Source organism: Psychrobacillus antarcticus, from assembly GCF_029533155.1.
Taxonomy (GTDB): domain Bacteria; phylum Bacillota; class Bacilli; order Bacillales_A; family Planococcaceae; genus Psychrobacillus; species Psychrobacillus antarcticus.
The window spans coordinates 39,575-56,534 of record NZ_JAIZDB010000031.1 but is presented as its reverse complement, the minus strand read 5'-3'; the positions used below and the strand labels follow the sequence as shown (position 1 = coordinate 56,534).

General features: G+C 39.1%; 17 protein-coding genes and 1 rRNA gene. 2 read left to right on the top strand and 16 right to left on the bottom strand.

All coding sequences use genetic code 11. From position 1 onward, the window contains the following. From LDK52_RS15685 to cysK, 11 genes are all read right to left on the bottom strand, one after another. A 16S ribosomal RNA gene (locus LDK52_RS15685) occupies positions 1–599 on the bottom strand; the annotation flags it as partial. A gap of 442 nt (positions 600–1,041) precedes the next feature. Continuing rightward, positions 1,042–2,532, bottom strand: a complete 1,491-nt coding sequence (gene lysS, locus LDK52_RS15680; protein WP_277586878.1) for a lysine--tRNA ligase — start codon at positions 2,530–2,532, stop codon at positions 1,042–1,044. Positions 2,533–2,710: 178 nt separating this feature from the next. After that, on the bottom strand, positions 2,711–3,736 hold the full coding sequence (gene dusB, locus LDK52_RS15675) for a tRNA dihydrouridine synthase DusB (RefSeq protein ID WP_277586877.1): 1,026 nt from the start codon (positions 3,734–3,736) through the stop codon (positions 2,711–2,713). A gap of 1 nt (position 3,737) precedes the next feature. Next, positions 3,738–3,956, bottom strand: a complete 219-nt coding sequence (locus tag LDK52_RS15670; protein WP_277586876.1) for a helix-turn-helix domain-containing protein — start codon at positions 3,954–3,956, stop codon at positions 3,738–3,740. Then, on the bottom strand, positions 3,908–4,429 hold the full coding sequence (folK, locus tag LDK52_RS15665) for a 2-amino-4-hydroxy-6-hydroxymethyldihydropteridine diphosphokinase (RefSeq protein ID WP_277586875.1): 522 nt from the start codon (positions 4,427–4,429) through the stop codon (positions 3,908–3,910). The genes LDK52_RS15670 and folK overlap by 49 nt, the downstream gene beginning before the upstream one ends. Beyond that, positions 4,426–4,791 carry a dihydroneopterin aldolase gene (gene folB, locus LDK52_RS15660; RefSeq protein WP_277586874.1) on the bottom strand — a complete coding sequence of 122 codons (366 nt, stop codon included), beginning with the start codon at positions 4,789–4,791 and terminating at the stop codon, positions 4,426–4,428. Before folB ends, folK begins: the two co-directional genes overlap by 4 nt. A 5-nt stretch (positions 4,792–4,796) precedes the next feature. After that, positions 4,797–5,654: a dihydropteroate synthase gene (gene folP, locus LDK52_RS15655; protein ID WP_277586873.1), complete on the bottom strand. Its 858-nt coding sequence runs from the start codon at positions 5,652–5,654 to the stop codon at positions 4,797–4,799. Beyond that, positions 5,654–6,493: an aminodeoxychorismate lyase gene (pabC, locus tag LDK52_RS15650; RefSeq protein WP_277586872.1), complete on the bottom strand. Its 840-nt coding sequence runs from the start codon at positions 6,491–6,493 to the stop codon at positions 5,654–5,656. The genes folP and pabC overlap by 1 nt, the downstream gene beginning before the upstream one ends. Further along, positions 6,494–7,084, bottom strand: coding sequence for an aminodeoxychorismate/anthranilate synthase component II (gene pabA / locus LDK52_RS15645; RefSeq protein WP_277586871.1), 591 nt, complete (start codon positions 7,082–7,084; stop codon positions 6,494–6,496). Continuing rightward, positions 7,081–8,460 (bottom strand): anthranilate synthase component I family protein, encoded by a 1,380-nt coding sequence (locus LDK52_RS15640; protein ID WP_277586885.1) that lies wholly within the window; start codon positions 8,458–8,460, stop codon positions 7,081–7,083. Before LDK52_RS15640 ends, pabA begins: the two co-directional genes overlap by 4 nt. 171 nt (positions 8,461–8,631) lie before the next feature. After that, positions 8,632–9,555: a cysteine synthase A gene (gene cysK, locus LDK52_RS15635; RefSeq protein ID WP_277586870.1), complete on the bottom strand. Its 924-nt coding sequence runs from the start codon at positions 9,553–9,555 to the stop codon at positions 8,632–8,634. Between the two features lie 222 nt (positions 9,556–9,777). Here cysK and LDK52_RS15630 point away from each other — a divergent pair, with 222 nt between their 5' ends. Continuing rightward, entirely contained in the window at positions 9,778–10,575 is a 798-nt protein-coding gene (locus LDK52_RS15630) for an alpha/beta fold hydrolase (RefSeq protein ID WP_277586869.1), read from the top strand. Between the two features lie 27 nt (positions 10,576–10,602). Then, entirely contained in the window at positions 10,603–11,571 is a 969-nt protein-coding gene (locus LDK52_RS15625; protein WP_277586868.1) for a sensor domain-containing diguanylate cyclase, read from the top strand. 57 nt (positions 11,572–11,628) lie between these two features. Here LDK52_RS15625 and LDK52_RS15620 read toward each other — a convergent pair whose 3' ends face one another. The 5 genes from LDK52_RS15620 to hpt form a co-directional block, all read right to left on the bottom strand. After that, positions 11,629–12,552: a peptidyl-prolyl cis-trans isomerase gene (locus LDK52_RS15620; protein ID WP_277586884.1), complete on the bottom strand. Its 924-nt coding sequence runs from the start codon at positions 12,550–12,552 to the stop codon at positions 11,629–11,631. After that, positions 12,536–13,417: an Hsp33 family molecular chaperone HslO gene (gene hslO, locus LDK52_RS15615; RefSeq protein WP_277586867.1), complete on the bottom strand. Its 882-nt coding sequence runs from the start codon at positions 13,415–13,417 to the stop codon at positions 12,536–12,538. The genes LDK52_RS15620 and hslO overlap by 17 nt, the downstream gene beginning before the upstream one ends. Beyond that, a complete protein-coding gene (locus LDK52_RS15610; RefSeq protein ID WP_277586866.1) occupies positions 13,417–14,199 on the bottom strand; it encodes a type III pantothenate kinase in 783 nt (260 codons plus the stop codon). Before LDK52_RS15610 ends, hslO begins: the two co-directional genes overlap by 1 nt. 116 nt (positions 14,200–14,315) lie before the next feature. Next, positions 14,316–16,316, bottom strand: coding sequence for an ATP-dependent zinc metalloprotease FtsH (gene ftsH, locus LDK52_RS15605; RefSeq protein ID WP_277586865.1), 2,001 nt, complete (start codon positions 16,314–16,316; stop codon positions 14,316–14,318). A 97-nt stretch (positions 16,317–16,413) separates the two neighbouring features. Then, positions 16,414–16,956: a hypoxanthine phosphoribosyltransferase gene (hpt, locus tag LDK52_RS15600; RefSeq protein WP_277586864.1), complete on the bottom strand. Its 543-nt coding sequence runs from the start codon at positions 16,954–16,956 to the stop codon at positions 16,414–16,416. Positions 16,957–16,960: the final 4 nt, after the last annotated feature.

Genomic DNA, 16,960 nt, shown 5'->3' with positions numbered 1-16,960 from the left:
GGACCGCCTGCGCGCGCTTTACGCCCAATAATTCCGGACAACGCTTGCCACCTACGTATTACCGCGGCTGCTGGCACGTAGTTAGCCGTGGCTTTCTAATGAGGTACCGTCAAGGTACGAGCAGTTACTCTCGTACTTGTTCTTCCCTCACAACAGAGTTTTACGATCCGAAAACCTTCTTCACTCACGCGGCATTGCTCCATCAGACTTTCGTCCATTGTGGAAGATTCCCTACTGCTGCCTCCCGTAGGAGTCTGGGCCGTGTCTCAGTCCCAGTGTGGCCGATCACCCTCTCAGGTCGGCTACGCATCGTCGCCTTGGTGAGCCGTTACCTCACCAACTAGCTAATGCGCCGCGGGCCCATCCTGTAGTGACAGCCGAAACCGTCTTTTAACATCTCCCCATGAGAGGAAATGAATTATTCGGTATTAGCCCCGGTTTCCCGGAGTTATCCCAATCTACAGGGCAGGTTGCCCACGTGTTACTCACCCGTCCGCCGCTAAATCAGAAGAAGCAAGCTTCTTCGTCATTCGCTCGACTTGCATGTATTAGGCATGCCGCCAGCGTTCGTCCTGAGCCAGGATCAAACTCTCCATAATAGTTGACTTCCGATTTGCGAAGCATTTCGAAAGGCAACAAATTAGAACTAGTTTAAAAGCTCATTTGTTTTGCTGGCATCATCATTAAATGATGTCAAAAATTGTTTTGCTATCAAACTAACTAAGTTAGCTATCAAGCTGTATGTCTTAACGTTTTGCATGTTCAGTTTTCAATGTTCAGTTCGTTACGTCGTTTTGGCGACTTTAATATCATAACAAATCCCGATATCGTTGTCAACAACTTTTTTTATTTGTTTTTTCGTGTAAGTCACTAACTAAAATGACAACTTGATAACTATACCACCTGTAAATCGTTATAGCAAGTGGTTTTCTTAACTTTTTTCCAAAAACTATTGAAGCTAATTAAACACACAATATATAGTGGAAAATAAAAAGTGAGCTACTACTAATAGTAGTAACTCACAATCTAACTTCATCAATCTCAATCTTTATGACGCATTGTTGGGAATAATAGTACATCGCGGATAGATGCTGAGTTCGTTAACAACATTACTAAGCGATCTATTCCGATTCCTAGACCACCTGTTGGAGGCATTCCATACTCTAACGCCTCTAAGAAGTCTTCATCCATTTCATGCGCTTCATCATTACCTGCTTCTTTTTCTACCATTTGTGCTTCGAAACGTTGGCGTTGATCAATTGGATCATTTAACTCTGTAAATGCATTGGCATGTTCACGACGTACAATGAATAATTCAAAACGGTCCGTAAAGCGACCATCTTCCGGATTTTTCTTTGCAAGAGGCGATACTTCAACTGGATGACCAAAGATAAATGTTGGTTGAACTAGTGTTTCTTCTACTTTTTGTTCGAAGAATTCATTTAATACATGCCCTACTTCCATAGAAGGTTTCACGTCTACTCCATGTTCCTTAGCTAATGCGTGGGCCTCTGTCTTCGTTAGTTCTGTCCAGAAGTCCACTCCAGTTGTTTCTTTCACCGCATCAGCCATATGCCAACGTCTCCAGCCTGGAGCAAGATTAATCTGATCTTCTCCATAAGTTACTGTTGTCGTCCCTAAAACATCTTGTGCTACATGAGCAACTAAGTTCTCCGTTAAATTCATAATATCATTGTAGTCTGCATAAGCCTCATACAATTCAATCATTGTAAACTCTGGGTTATGACGAGTTGATACTCCTTCATTACGGAATACGCGACCAATTTCATATACTTTCTCTAATCCACCTACAATTAGGCGTTTTAAATGTAATTCAATGGCAATACGCAAATATAACTCCATATCTAATGCATTATGATGAGTAATGAAGGGACGAGCTGCTGCTCCACCTGCAATTGTATGTAGCATTGGTGTTTCCACTTCTAAATACCCTTCTTTATCTAAATAACGGCGCATCGCACGAATAATACGACTTCTCGTTATAAACGTATTTCTACTCTCTTCACTAGTCATTAAATCTAAATAGCGTTGACGGTAACGTTGCTCTACATCTTTTAAACCATGGAATTTCTCAGGCATCGGACGTAGAGATTTTGTTAGGAATGTAAACTCCATTGCTTTTACAGATAACTCTCCAACTTGTGTACGGAATACGTTTCCACGTATGCCAACGATATCTCCTAAGTCAGCCGTATTAAATAACTCATAAGCATCGTCACCAATTGCATCTTTACGTACATAAATTTGAATTTGGCCACCAAGATCTTGAATATGAGCAAATCCCGCTTTCCCTTTTCCACGCTTAGTCATAATCCGACCAGCAATAACCACTTCATGAAGTGTTTCTTCTAATTGTTCTTTTGTAAATTGCTCATATTCCGCAACTACTTCATTGCTTAAATGCGTACGCACGAATTTGCTACCAAAAGGATCTAATCCTTTTTCCTGTATTGCAGTCATCTTTTGTCTTCTCACCAAAAGTTGATCGTTTAATTCTTCCATATTAGACATATTCGCCACTCCTCCACTACCTATTATCCGTAATTACTTTTTCACGTTGCATTTATTGTACACAATTTCTGCTTTCTAATCATCTTTTTCTAATAGAAGAAATATTTTCTCGTTATTCTGATTACCTTTTAAAACGGAAAAAGCCGTCACCTATAGTGACAGCCCTTTGTTTCATTGATTAAATAACGATAGAATTTTCCACTTCATACTCTTTGGAAGATTCTTCTGCAAAGTAACGCAAGTAGTCTCTTAACTCTTGGGCAGTTTCTGTTTGGTTGATGATATTTCTCGCTCTACCATTCCCGCGAATGCCTTTTAAGTACCAAGAAGCGTGTTTGCGCATTTCTCTAACTGCTATATTTTCACCTTTTAAAGCCATTAAGCGTTCAAAGTGGAGTAAGCATATGTCCATTTTATCTTGTACAGTTGGTTCTGGTTTTAACAGACCAGATTCCAAATACTCTACTGTGCGATAAATCATCCATGGGTCACCAAGTGCAGCACGACCAATCATCACTGCATCTACGCCTGTTTCATCTAGCATACGTTTTGCATCTTGTGGTGTGTTTACGTCTCCGTTTCCGATGACAGGGATATTCACCGCCTCTTTCACTTGACGTATCAAATCCCAGTTTGCTTGTCCTTCATACATTTGCACACGCGTACGGCCATGTACGGCTACAGCTGAACCACCAGCACGTTCGATCGCTTGCGCATTTTCCACCATATAAAGATGTTCTTCATCCCAACCTGTACGCATTTTAACACTAACCGGTTTTTTCACATTATCCACTACAGCTGCGACCATTTCATAAATCTTGTTAGGATCTAGAAGCATTCTAGCTCCAGCCTCACATTTAATGATTTTGTTTACAGGACAACCCATATTAATATCAATAATATCCGCAGATGTATGTTGATCCACATATTTAGCCGCTTCTACAAGTGTTTCTTTTTCTCCACCGAAAATTTGAAGGGACAATGGATTTTCACGCTCATCAATATATAGCATACTCAATGTTTTTTCGTTTTTCTGTACAATCCCTTTATCCGAGATCATCTCAGCATAAACTAAGCCTGCTCCAAATTCTTTTACTGTCAATCGGAATGCAGAGTTACAAATACCAGCCATTGGCGCTAATACTACTCGATTATCCATTATGTGATTACCTATTTTAAATGGTTTTGTTGATGCATTTGTCATATCATCCACCTGCCTTTGTTTCTCCTTTTAATTCTTCTACTTGTATGTGAAGTATAGAAGCAATTTTTTCTAATTGCTCCTCACTCGGAATTCGTTTGCCTTGCTCTATTTGACCAAGTATTGACACAGACATATTCATTTCTTTCGCAAGTTCAACTTGCTTCACCATTTTTAACCTGCGAAATGCACGAATGCGTCGACCCCATCGAATGTTTTCCATAAATGGACGCCTTCTTTCTGAACGTGCGCAACATCTGCTATTAACCTCTTAGATTGTGGGTCTACTAAATTTGCTTGTAGTTCCACAAGTGGTATAAGCACGAAACCTCTTTCCATCATCCGAGGATGCGGGATAATGAGGTCTTCCGTTTTCACATTCTCCTCATTATACAATAAAATGTCAAGGTCTACAGTTCGGGGGCCCCAATGGATTTCTCGAGTTCGCCCTAATTGCGCCTCTATCTCATTACACTTTTTTAATATTTCATGTGGACTACATAACGTTTCAATCTCTACTACCATATTCAAAAATGCAGCCTGTTCCTCATACCCCACCGGATCTGTTTCATAAATCGAAGATACTTTGACTACATTCACTCCTTCTAATTGCTGCAACAACCGCACCGCTTGCTGAAGGTACTCAAAACGATTTCCTATGTTTGATCCAAGCGATATAAACACGGTATTCATCACAATGTCCCTCTAGTAATATCGACGGCCACAGAAGCATAATGTCCAACAATCGGGGGATTCGGTTTTACTAATTGGATACGGCAGCCTCCAACCTTCGCTGCATATGTCTCTAATATAGACGAAGCAATCTTTTCAGCAACTGCTTCTATTAATAAAAACGGCGTACCTTCTACTATTTCTTTGCATAATTCAAAGACCTCTGCGTAATTTACGGTTTCCTCTAAATTATCGGTTTCGCCCGCTTTTTTTAAATCGCATGCTAAAGTGATAGTCACTCGAAATATTTGGCCTAGCTTCGTTTCCTCAGGCAACGCACCGTGAAATCCATAAAATTCCAAGTCATTTAAATGTATATAATCCATTTAGATTAAGCCTCACTTTCATCAAATGTAACTTTTCCGGTCAATACATCCATCATCTTGGTCATACGCGTCATTTCTTTGACATCATGTACGCGCAACATATGACAGCCAAGCTGAATACCAAAACAAACTGTTGCTCCAGTACCTTCCATCCGTTCACCAACAGGAAGATTCAGCACATTGCCGATTAATCGTTTACGAGATGTTGCCAATAATACAGGATAGCCCATCTCCACTAAATCATTTAAATGCTGCATCATCCAAATATTTTGAGTAGTAGATTTGGCAAAGCCAATGCCTGGATCAAGCCATATATGTTCATCCGGAACTCCAGCTGCCTTCGCTAGTTGAATACTTTCTTCTAAATCTTGTTTTGCCTCTGACCAGAAATCTGTATATTCTTCGTTATCTCTATTGTGCATTAATATTATAGGAACTCCGTGCTTTGCAGCAACCTTCGCTATTTCTGGGTCTCTCTTAGCTCCCCAAATATCATTTATCACATGTGCGCCCGCAAGTACTGCAGCTTTCGCAACCGCAGATTTATATGTATCAATCGAGATTACTGCATTTACTTCCGCTCTTATCGCTTGAATGACAGGAACAACCCGAGCAATTTCCTCATCATCTGTAATACGGGTATAGCCAGGTCTTGTAGATTCACCACCAATATCTATGATTTTCGCACCATCAGCAACCATTTGTTTCGCTCTTGCAACAGCAGTTTCTATTTCGTTAAACTTTCCACCGTCTGAAAAAGAGTCAGGAGTAATATTTAATATACCCATCACAATCGTTTCCTTCTGAAAGTCTAACGCAACTCCACCAGCTTCAAACTTGCCACTATTTTTGTGTAAATTCATCATTCGATCCCTTCTTGCTGTATGCATGTTGTATAGGCATCGTGAAGCACCTTATAAACAGGTCCCGTGTTACCCAAAAACTGGATGGACCCTAATTGCTTAATCGGGATGATTTCTTGTATCGCGTTTGTAACAAATACCTCATCCGCCTTTTCTAGCACTTCTTTCGTGAAAAAACCTTCTTCTATTTCAAATAAAGCTCCGTTCAACACCCACTCACGAGTCGTACCTGCCAAAATTCCCGTTTCCAAAGATGGCGTATACACCTTCCCATTCATCGACCAAAAGATATTCGAAGTTATTCCCTCTGCTATAAATCCATCCGCCGTTAAGAAAAAGCCTTCACAAGAAGCAAGCGATTCTATCTCAAATCTAGCGTGTATATTATTGGCATAGTGGTGGGATTTTTGACGTATACCATTTTCTGGAGTATTTCTAACGGTATTTAGCCAAACAGCAGATTTCTCTGTGCCCCTAGGCGCTACATCTAAAGCTTTACGATATAAAATGACTGTCGGCTTCTTATATTCCGACGGTTTCAGACCAATATCATGGATGCCAGCTGAAATATTCAAACGAAAATAGCCATCCTCCCTATTATTCGCTTCTGTAAGTGCTTCTACCGCACATAATAGCTCCTGTTCTTCATAAGGCATTGTTATTCGAAAGTCCGAAAGTGCCCGACACAACCGATTCCAGTGAGCATCCCATAAAAACAGTTTCCCATTGTATGTCCGGAATGTCTCAAAAAAGCCAAGGCCATATAAAAAACCATGATCATATGCAGATACGACTAATTCATCTGCCCGGTAAAGCTTTCCATCTTTCCAAGCATCCATTTAGCTAGTCTCCCTAGTAGTAAAGCTATACGTTTCAACAAAATTACGGATGATCTTTTTACCTTCCTCCGTCATAATAGACTCGGGGTGGTATTGAACGCCTTCTACTGCATATTTTTTATGGCGAAGTCCCATTATTTCTCCCTCTTCCGTCCAAGCAGTTATTTCCAAACAATCGGGTAACGATTCTCTGTCCACAAGTAAGGAATGGTATCTTGTTGCTCGGAAAGGATTTGGCATGTCAGTATTCACACCTTTACTGTCATGGAAAATGGGAGAGACCTTCCCATGCATTAATCTGTCAGCGCGGATAACCTTTCCGCCAAAAGCTTGTCCAATTGCCTGATGACCTAAACAAACCCCCAAAATGGGGATTTTCCCCGCAAAGTGTGTGATTACCTCTAAACTAATACCAGCATCATTTGGTGTACACGGCCCCGGCGACACAACGATAACTTGAGGATTTATTTCTTGAATAGTTGCTATCGTTAGCTCGTCATTACGAACCACCTTAACTTCAAGCTCTAACTCTCCAATATATTGAACAAGATTGTACGTAAAAGAATCGTAGTTATCAATCATTAAAATCATTTGCGCACTCCTTCTGCCATAGCCTTCGCCTGCCATAATGCTTTTGCTTTGTTTAATGATTCCACATATTCCGCACTAGGAATGGAGTCAATGACAATGCCAGCACCTGCTTGAATATGAGCGATCCCATCTTGAATAAAAGCAGTACGGATCACAATATTGAATTCTAAATCCCCCGAAAATCCTACCCAACCAATGGATCCTGTATATAATCCTCTGCGAACTGGCTCTAGCTCTTCAATTATTTCCATTGTCCGAATTTTAGGTGCTCCGGTAATCGTACCTCCTGGAAACATCGCTCGGATAATCTCTGCATTAGAAGTTCCAGATCGAAGTGTCCCTTTTACATTAGAGACAATATGCATCACATGGGAGTACCTTTCAATAACCATGAACTCATCCACCTCAACTGTTCCATAGGAGGAAACACGGCCAAGGTCATTTCGCTCTAAATCGACAAGCATGACATGCTCCGCTCGTTCTTTTTCATTTTCAATCAGTTCATTTGCTAATAAGACGTCTTCTTCATCACTTTTACCACGCGGTCTTGTCCCAGCTATTGGTCTCGTAGACAATTCGGATCCCTTTTTCTTTACTAATAATTCAGGTGAACCAGAGACAACCGAAAATTCTGGTGCTTGTATATAAGCCATATAAGGAGAAGGATTAAAAGCACGCAATGCCTCATACATCTCTATTGGCCTTACGCTCAATTGCTTCGATTGTCTGACAGATAGATTAACCTGAAAGACATCACCTTGCGCTATATATTGTTGAATATTGACCACGGCAGCCTCAAATTCACTTGAACTTACCGATACTTGCAATTCAGCGTAGTCTTCACCAATTTCCATTGCAGAACCAGGGTGGAACACTCGTAAATCCATTCCTTTTCTAGCAGCTATCATATATTCCTTCTCTAGTTCTACTAAATCCACATGACAAGTAGATAGCTTCATAAGCGTAACTAGTTCTGTTTTTACATCTAACACCGCCCAGCAATCGTATATATGGAAATAGATATCCGGTATATGTAAATCATCTTCAGCCAGGTTTGGTAAAAATTCTATTTTTCTTGCATAATCATAACTAATAAAACCAATAGCTCCACCTTGAAAGTCTGGTAAGTTCTGTTGGAAAGTTAGTTTATATTCAGAAACGAGTTTTTCTAACTCCTCTAGAGCTTCTCCTTGACGAACTTCTTGCTCACCATTACTCCAATGAATATGCAAGCCGTTTTCTACTGCTTTCGCTACAGCTATTGGATTCCACGCTGCAACACAAAGGTGACCACCTCTTCCGCTTTCTAAAAACACATTATATGATTGTTCCTTTGTTAGCGTTTTAAATGCATAGAAAAAAGCTTCCTTCGACATATGAAAAGCATGTGTTTCCAGTTTAATATTCACTTTTTCAAATCCCCTTAAAAACGATTTGATTTTATCTTAACTTGAAACAACTACTTTTCGCCACTAATCAAATAGATTTTCAAAGAAAAAAGAGGAAGCAGTAGCTGCTCCCCAATTGTATATTCTATTCATTTTTTATTAATCTTCGAATTGATATAAAGGTGTGCTTAAGTAGCGTTCACCATTATCTGGAATAATCGCTAATACTTTTTTACCTTTTCCAAGCTGTTTTGCAAGTTGTAAAGCACCGAAAATAGCCGCTCCTGCAGAAACTCCGCCTAGAATACCTTCTAATTTTGCTACTTCACGAGAAGTTGCATATGCGTCCTCATTTGATACTTGAATAATAGAGTCGTATAGTTTTGTGTCTAGAACTTCTGGTATAAATCCGGCACCAATACCTTGAATTTTATGAGGACCCGGTTTACCACCAGATAAAATATTTGAATCAGTTGGCTCTACCGCAGCAATATGGATGCCAGGGAAGTTTTCTTTTAACACTCCACCCGCTCCAGTAATTGTTCCTCCAGTACCAATACCTGAAACAAAGCCATCCAACTGTTCAAATGCTTCTACAATTTCAGGACCTGTTGTTAAACGATGAATTTCTGGGTTAGCTTTGTTATTGAATTGTTGCGGCATAAACCATCCATTTTCGTTTGCAAGCTCTTCTGCTTTGGCAATTGCACCTTTCATGCCATCCGCTCCGGGAGTTAATACAAGATCAGCTCCATAAGCACGGAGTAAGTTTCTGCGCTCAAGGCTCATTGTATCTGGCATAACTAATACAGCGTTATATCCTTTTGCTGCTGCTATCATCGCAAGACCTATACCAGTATTACCACTTGTAGGTTCAATAATTGTACCGTTTTCTGTTAATTTACCTTCTTTTTCAGCAGCTTGAATCATGGCAAGTGCGATACGGTCTTTCACGCTACTACCCGGGTTAAAATATTCAAGTTTTAGATACACTTCTGCATCCTCAGTATTTCCCACACGGTTTAATTTTACGATCGGTGTTTTTCCGATTAAATCCAATACAGACTGCGCTAACTTTGTCATTTTCCCACTCCTAATTCCTACTTGTTTAATAGGTTTTATTTTTTTAATCATACCAATGAATAAGGAGAATTGTCAATAAGATTGCACTCAAATATTTTTAATATTTGGTTAAACAAATGACCAAGGGATAGTGGTTATTCTATAGAAAATCATATGCAAAGCGTGTATGATTAATTAATTGAAAAGGTTATTGATTCATAGATACTAGAAAGGAGTTTTTTTATGAGTAATGTACTAGTTAGGAATCACGTAAGAGTTTTAGGTGAAGGAGACAAAACCATCCTCTTTGCACATGGGTTCGGGTGTGATCAAAATATGTGGAGACTTATCACTCCATTCTTTGAAAAAAATTATCAAATAGTCTTGTTTGACCATGTAGGCTCAGGAAATTCGGATCTAGCTGCGTACGATTTCCAAAAATATAGCACGCTTCACGGTTATGCTCAAGATGTATTAGAAATTATAGATGTACTTAAACTGAAGGATGTTATATTTGTCGGACATTCGGTTAGTTCCATGATAGGCATGCTTGCATCAATTGAACGTCCAGAGTCCTTTCATAAATTAGTAATGATCGGTCCTTCTCCTCGCTATATTAATGAGGGAGACACATATCATGGTGGATTCGAAAAAAGCGACGTACTAGAATTATTCACTATGATGGAAATGAATTATCTTAGCTGGGCTAGCTTTATGGCGCCTCTTGGCATGAATAATCCTGAAGCACCTGCACTCACTACAGAACTAGAAAATAGTTTTACTCGATCAAATCCTTTAATAACTAGGCAATTTGCTGAAACTACTTTTCTCTCTGATCATCGTGTAGATTTAGGTAAAACTAAAGTCCCTGCGTTAATCATGCAATGTTCCGATGACAGCATCGTACCTTTAGTGGTAGGTAACTATTTACACGAGCATATGAAGAATAGTACGCTTTACTTAATGGAGGCAAAAGGACATTACCCTCATCTAAGTCACCCACAAGAAACGATTAATTGTATAAACGATTTTCTAACATGATTAATTAAATGGAAAGGACGGAGTTTGATGGATACGAGATTGAAATGCTTGCCATGTGGTTACGTTTCCATCACACCACAAGGAGTAATTTTAGAGGTAAATGATGCATTCCTTGAGATGGGAAACTACACCCGAGACAATTTAATCTCCAATCATATTGAATCTATTATGTCCGTTGCCAATAAATTATTGTTCCACTCATACTTTTATCCTTTTATACAGTTAAATGGATATGTCGATGAAATATATTTAAACTTAAAAGGAAATACCGGTGCAGATATCCCGGTACTATTTAACGGAAAATACTGCGAACAAACAGAACTGGTAGATTGTATTTTTGTACATATGGGAAAACGAATTGATTATGAACAGGAAATACGTAACGCTAAAATACTTCTAGAGGAAGCCTATCGCCAGAAGAATGCTGCTTTGGCAAGTATGGAACAACTTCATCTTGAACTAGAACAAAAGCAAGCCGAATTAATAAAACTAAATCATAAGCTCGAAACACTGTCCAATACCGATGGACTTACTGGTATACATAACCATAGATTCTTTATTGAAAAACTGAACGAATATGTATTGCAATTTAAAGAATCCAGTAGCCCCTTTTCACTTTTAATGCTCGACATCGATTACTTTAAATTAGTCAATGATACAAGAGGACATCCAGTTGGCGATAAAGTTTTAATACAACTAGCTACACTCTTAACCGATTTTTTCCCAAAAGGACATATTATCGCTCGATACGGCGGCGAAGAATTCGTGGTCATTATGCCCTTCTCCAATGAGTTAGACTCTTTCCATTCAGCAGAGCTTTTAAGAAGTACAATAGAAACAGCCAAATGGGATGTAGATAAGATTACAGTCAGTATTGGAGTTGCAACTAGCAATTTTCATGAAACAGCAACCTCTATATTAATAAAGGCAGACAAAGCACTCTATTCCTCGAAGGAAAACGGAAGGAATAAAGTTACACACGCAACCTTAAAATAGATAATCTAAATTAGTAGAGACCATCTTCCAATACGAAGATGGTCTCTTTACTATTAATCATTCACTATAAACCCAGTCTGCATCAAATTCTTTCCAAAAAGCTTCTTGGGTAACTGATTGTGGCAACTGATCAAGTGCAAGTTCTCTTCGAATATGGTCTTTTACATCCTCATAGGAAAAGGATTGACCTTCAAATATACTTTTCACCATCGCTACTGCGAATCTTCCATCACCTAATGCGATCGTTTTACTCCATTTACCTGTATCGGTACTCTGTACCGCACTAACTAAAGCTGCATCCACCGAGTCATTTCCATCGGATACATAACCGATATCTCCTCCGAGACTTGCTGAACTTGCATCAGCAGATCGTTCCCTAGCTAGCCCTTCAAAGGACGAACCATTTTCCAGTTCTTTCACGACTTCGTTTGCTTCAGCCTCTGTGCTGATAAAAATGACACTTGTTCGATAAGATGTTGCAGTGTTGTATAGATTTTTATTATCGTCATAGAATGATTTAATCGCCTCGTCTTCAATGACAATATCTTTGGCTAATACTTTTTCTAAGATTAAACGGGAGCGAATCTCCTTACGCATAACTTCTTCATCATAAGATTGCAAAGAAGCGCTCTCTTGTGTTGAACGGATTAAAGCGAGCTCTAAGTCCACTTCGGCATCCGTTACCTTAATCTTATATTCTTTAGCTGCCGCTTCCATAACCTCTGCATTCACCATATCCAGTAATACTTCTTTCCCATAAATCGACTCCATGGAAGCCATCCATTGTTCTTTCGAAATGATTTTTCCAGCTATGGATGCCACTTTTTCTGCATCATTGACTTTGCTTGTATTATTCGGTATTAACCATGCCATGAACCATAGCAAATTACCTACTAGTAGGATACTCATAATAATTAATACCGGTTTCGTTTTTAAACGTTTTTTAGTCTGACCATTATCATACTCACGCGTTGATTTCATCAATAAATGACTCCAATTCACCTACTGAATAATGGTATTTCTCCATACAGAAATGACAGTGCGCTTCTGCTCCTCCATCTTCTTCAATCATTTCATGAATTTCCTTTTCACCTAATGTAATAATAGCTTTCCCAAATCTATCCTTGGAGCAATTACATTCAAACGAAACAGGGGAAGAATCTAAAATTCGCACATTATCTTTACCTAAAATTTCAAAGAGTATTTCTTCCGGAGTTAATCCTCTCTCAATTAGTTTAGAAACAGGCTCCATATTAGCTAAATGTTCTTCAATGAGCGTAATCGTTTCATCATCTGTTCCAGGCATTAGTTGGATAACAAATCCGCCAGCAGCAAGAATAGTATTGTCCGGATTTACAAGCACTCCCAGTCCCACTGAAGAGGGAACCTGTTCAGAAGCAGCAAAATAATAAGTGAAGTCTTCGCCGATTTCTCCCGAAACAATTGGAACTTGTCCAGTAAAGAAATCTCTCATACCTTGATCTTTTACAACGGTAAGTGTTCCTTCTGTTCCTACTGCACGTCGTACATCTAATTTTCCATGTTCGTTTAATTCGAAGTGGGTTTGTGGATTCGTCACATAACCACGCACTTCCCCTTTTGCATTACTGTCAATAATCATCGGACCGATCGGACCATTACCTTCTACTTTCACTGTTATCTTATCGTCGCCTTTTAGCATAGCGCCCATCATAAGTGCAGCTGTCATCGACCTTCCAAGCGCAGCGGATGCAGTCGGCCAAGTCCCATGACGTCTTTGCCCTTCCCCCACAGTGTCAGTTGTACGAGTTGCAAATGCACGTACACTCCCTTCAAAAGCTAAAGCTCTTACTAAATAATCACTCATTATTTATAACCTCTTTCATCATTATTTCGTTGATAAATTAAATACAAACCCTTCAACGTTAAGTATGGATCAATAACATCCATTATAGTTGTTTCGTCTGCGATTAAGGAAGCCATACCACCTGTTGCTATTACTTTTGGATTTTGCTTCGATACTTTTTTCATACGATTTACGATACCCTCAACTTGTCCTACATAGCCATATACTATTCCCGCTTGCATAGCGGCAACTGTATTTTTCCCAATAACACTCTCGGGTCTTGTCAACTCTATACGCGGAAGCTTACTGGCTCTATTAAAAAGGGCATCTGTTGAAATACCAATACCTGGCGCAATAGCTCCACCCATATATTCTCTCCGTTCATTGATAAAACAATAGGTCGTAGCAGTTCCGAAATCTACAATAATTAACGGACTTCCATATTCGTGAATAGCAGCTACTGCATTCACTATACGATCTGCCCCAACCTCACGTGGATTTTCATACTTAATATTTAATCCTGTTTTTACTCCAGGACCTACTACTAATGGTTTAATGCCAAAATATTTTTTACACATCGCTTCTAATGTGAACATAATAGGTGGAACTACAGAAGAAATAATAATGCCCTCTATTTGATCAAAAGAGATGGTAGCATGAGAAAATAGCGCCTTCACCTGCATTCCATATTCATCCTCTGTTTTTAAACGATCTGTCTCCATTCGCCAGTGATGGATTAACTTATCATTTTCGTAAACCCCTAAAACAATATTAGTATTTCCCGTATCTAAGACAAGTATCATCTTGCTAATCCTCACTTTTTTGTTAAGTTTCCCAAACATCATACCATATATAGAGAAGAAGAAAAAAGCTGATTGCCTCGAGTTTATACGAGGCAATCAGCTTCTATTCTTATCTATTAATCTCTACGTTCTTCTTGAACTGGACTTTTTGTTTCACTTAGTGAAACCTCTTCTTTTGGCAAATCACTGATAGATGGATCAGCAGGAGCACCTACTGCATCCGATACTTCTTCTTTTTTAAGCTCAATTGCTGCTTTTTTATCTAACTCTTCATATGAGCGTTCAGGAAGTGTACCATGTTCTTTTAAATGCATAATTTGAGCTGCATCCAATGTTTCTACTTCTAGTAACGTTTTCGCGATTAATGTTAATAATTCACGTTTTTCCGTTAATATTTGTGTCGTACGAGCATACTGTTCTTTAATCATTGACTGCATTTCTTGGTCAATTTCATAAGCAATTGCATCCGAATAGTTTTGTTCTGAGTTAAAGTCACGACCTAAGAAGACGTTGCCTCCTTGCGCTTGACCGAATTGCATTGGCCCAAGCTTGTCACTCATCCCATATTCTGTAACCATCTTTCTAGCAATGCCTGTTGCGCGTTGGAAGTCATTATGAGCTCCGGTAGATACTTCACCGAAAATAACGTCCTCCGCTACACGACCACCAAGTAACCCAGCAATTTTATCTAGTAACTCTGGTTTTGTCATAAAGTAACGATCTTCTTTAGGAAGCATTACTGCGTAACCACCCGCTTGACCACGAGGTACGATAGTCACTTTATGAACGATTTCTGCATCGTCTAAAGTTAAACCAACAACCACATGCCCCGCTTCATGATATGCAACAATATTTCGTTCTTTTTCCGAGATAACTTTCCCTGCTTTAGCAGGTCCTGCAATAACTCGGTCTGTAGCTTCATCAATATCGCGCATATCTACTTTTTTCTTATTACTTCTAGCCGCTACTAAAGCTGCTTCGTTTAATAAGTTTTCTAAGTCCGCTCCAGAGAATCCTGGTGTACGTTGTGCAACCGCTTTTAAGTCCACTGATTCATCAAGTGGCTTATTACGAGCATGTACTTGCAGTACTGCTTCACGGCCTTTAACATCTGGGCGACCTACAGTAATTTGACGGTCAAAACGACCTGGACGAAGAAGTGCAGGATCTAAAACGTCCGGTCTATTTGTTGCAGCAACGATAATAATACCTTCGTTTGCACCGAAACCATCCATTTCAACAAGTAATTGGTTTAGTGTTTGCTCACGTTCATCGTGACCTCCACCAAGTCCAGCTCCACGTTGACGACCTACTGCATCAATCTCATCTATAAAGATGATACATGGTGCATTTTTCTTCGCATTTTCAAATAAATCACGTACACGAGAAGCCCCAACACCAACAAACATTTCTACGAAATCCGATCCACTAATAGAGAAGAACGGCACGCCAGATTCACCCGCAACTGCGCGAGCAAGTAATGTCTTACCAGTACCTGGAGGACCTACTAATAGAATCCCTTTAGGTATACGGGCTCCAATTTCCTCGAATTTACGTGGATCTTTCAAGAAATCTACTACTTCTACTAGTTCAGCTTTTTCTTCATCTGCACCAGCGACATCTTCAAATCTAACCTTTTTCTTATCATTATCGTACAACTTCGCTTTACTCTTACCGAAGTTCATCACACGGTTACCCCCGCCTTGTGATTGGCTTAATAAGAAGAAGAATAAAATGATAATAATTAAGAACGGTAATAACCCAGTAAAGAATTGAACCCAACCACTTGTTTTAGGCGTTTCTTTATATTCCACAGGTACTGAATTGGATGTTGCCAATGTATAAATTTTTGTCTGTAATTCTTGGCTATTATAAGGGAGAATAGCTAAATATTTCTCTCCTTCTTTATAGCCTTTCATTTCACCTTCAGCGTAATAGACACCCGATTCAGGTTGTAATGTAACACTTGTTACTTCTCCTTTTTCTAAAGAAGTCATAAATTCGTTAAATTTAATATTTTTAGTCGTTGTATTGCTCGTATTGAATGTAGCGAAAATCCCAACGATTACAAAAAATATTAATAAGTATAATATGGCGTAGCGCAATGCTCGATTCATTCCCAGCCTCCTCACAAACTAAACAGAAAAACTAATGATAATCTTATCATACGAATTTTTGGACGTACAATGAAAAGCCTTCTAAATAGGCTTTAAATTAAAAACTGTAGACTTCTTTCTTCAATACCCCTACATATGGTAAGTTACGATACTTTTCTGCATAGTCTAAACCGTATCCAACTACAAATGCATCTGGTACTTCAAAGCCAACAAAGTCTGCTTTTAAGTCTACTTTTCTACCAGTTGGTTTGTCTAATAACGTAACGATTTTAATCGATTTTGCTTTACGATATTTGAAAAGATCTACTAAGTAACTTAATGTCATCCCACTATCGATAATGTCTTCGATTATTAAAATGTCTCTACCTTCCACACTTGTGTTTAAATCTTTTACGATTTTAACTTCTCCAGAAGAAACTGTTGCATTTCCATAACTTGAAACATCCATATAGTCCATTTCAATGTATGTATCTACTCGTTTCATCAAATCGGACATAAAAGGCATTGCACCTTTTAAAATTCCAATTGCAAGTGGGTACTGACCTTTGTACTCTTCCGTTAATAAAGCACCCAATTCTCGCGTTTTTTGATTAATTTGTTCCTCAGATAACAAAACTTCCAAGATATCCTTTTCTAACATAGTG

Bases quoted from the DNA above. Each gene is read 5' to 3' on its own strand.
- lysS (WP_277586878.1), bottom strand. From the start codon at position 2,532: ATGTCTAATATGGAAGAATTAAACGATCAACTTTTGGTGAGAAGACAA.
- dusB (WP_277586877.1), bottom strand. From the start codon at position 3,736: ATGACAAATGCATCAACAAAACCATTTAAAATAGGTAATCACATAATG.
- LDK52_RS15670 (WP_277586876.1), bottom strand. From the start codon at position 3,956: ATGGAAAACATTCGATGGGGTCGACGCATTCGTGCATTTCGCAGGTTA.
- folB (WP_277586874.1), bottom strand. From the start codon at position 4,791: ATGGATTATATACATTTAAATGACTTGGAATTTTATGGATTTCACGGT.
- folP (WP_277586873.1), bottom strand. From the start codon at position 5,654: ATGAATTTACACAAAAATAGTGGCAAGTTTGAAGCTGGTGGAGTTGCG.
- pabC (WP_277586872.1), bottom strand. From the start codon at position 6,493: ATGGATGCTTGGAAAGATGGAAAGCTTTACCGGGCAGATGAATTAGTC.
- pabA (WP_277586871.1), bottom strand. From the start codon at position 7,084: ATGATTTTAATGATTGATAACTACGATTCTTTTACGTACAATCTTGTT.
- LDK52_RS15640 (WP_277586885.1), bottom strand. From the start codon at position 8,460: ATGTCGAAGGAAGCTTTTTTCTATGCATTTAAAACGCTAACAAAGGAA.
- cysK (WP_277586870.1), bottom strand. From the start codon at position 9,555: ATGACAAAGTTAGCGCAGTCTGTATTGGATTTAATCGGAAAAACACCG.
- LDK52_RS15630 (WP_277586869.1), top strand. From the start codon at position 9,778: ATGAGTAATGTACTAGTTAGGAATCACGTAAGAGTTTTAGGTGAAGGA.
- LDK52_RS15625 (WP_277586868.1), top strand. From the start codon at position 10,603: ATGGATACGAGATTGAAATGCTTGCCATGTGGTTACGTTTCCATCACA.
- LDK52_RS15620 (WP_277586884.1), bottom strand. From the start codon at position 12,552: ATGAAATCAACGCGTGAGTATGATAATGGTCAGACTAAAAAACGTTTA.
- hslO (WP_277586867.1), bottom strand. From the start codon at position 13,417: ATGAGTGATTATTTAGTAAGAGCTTTAGCTTTTGAAGGGAGTGTACGT.
- LDK52_RS15610 (WP_277586866.1), bottom strand. From the start codon at position 14,199: ATGATACTTGTCTTAGATACGGGAAATACTAATATTGTTTTAGGGGTT.
- ftsH (WP_277586865.1), bottom strand. From the start codon at position 16,316: ATGAATCGAGCATTGCGCTACGCCATATTATACTTATTAATATTTTTT.
- hpt (WP_277586864.1), bottom strand. From the start codon at position 16,956: ATGTTAGAAAAGGATATCTTGGAAGTTTTGTTATCTGAGGAACAAATT.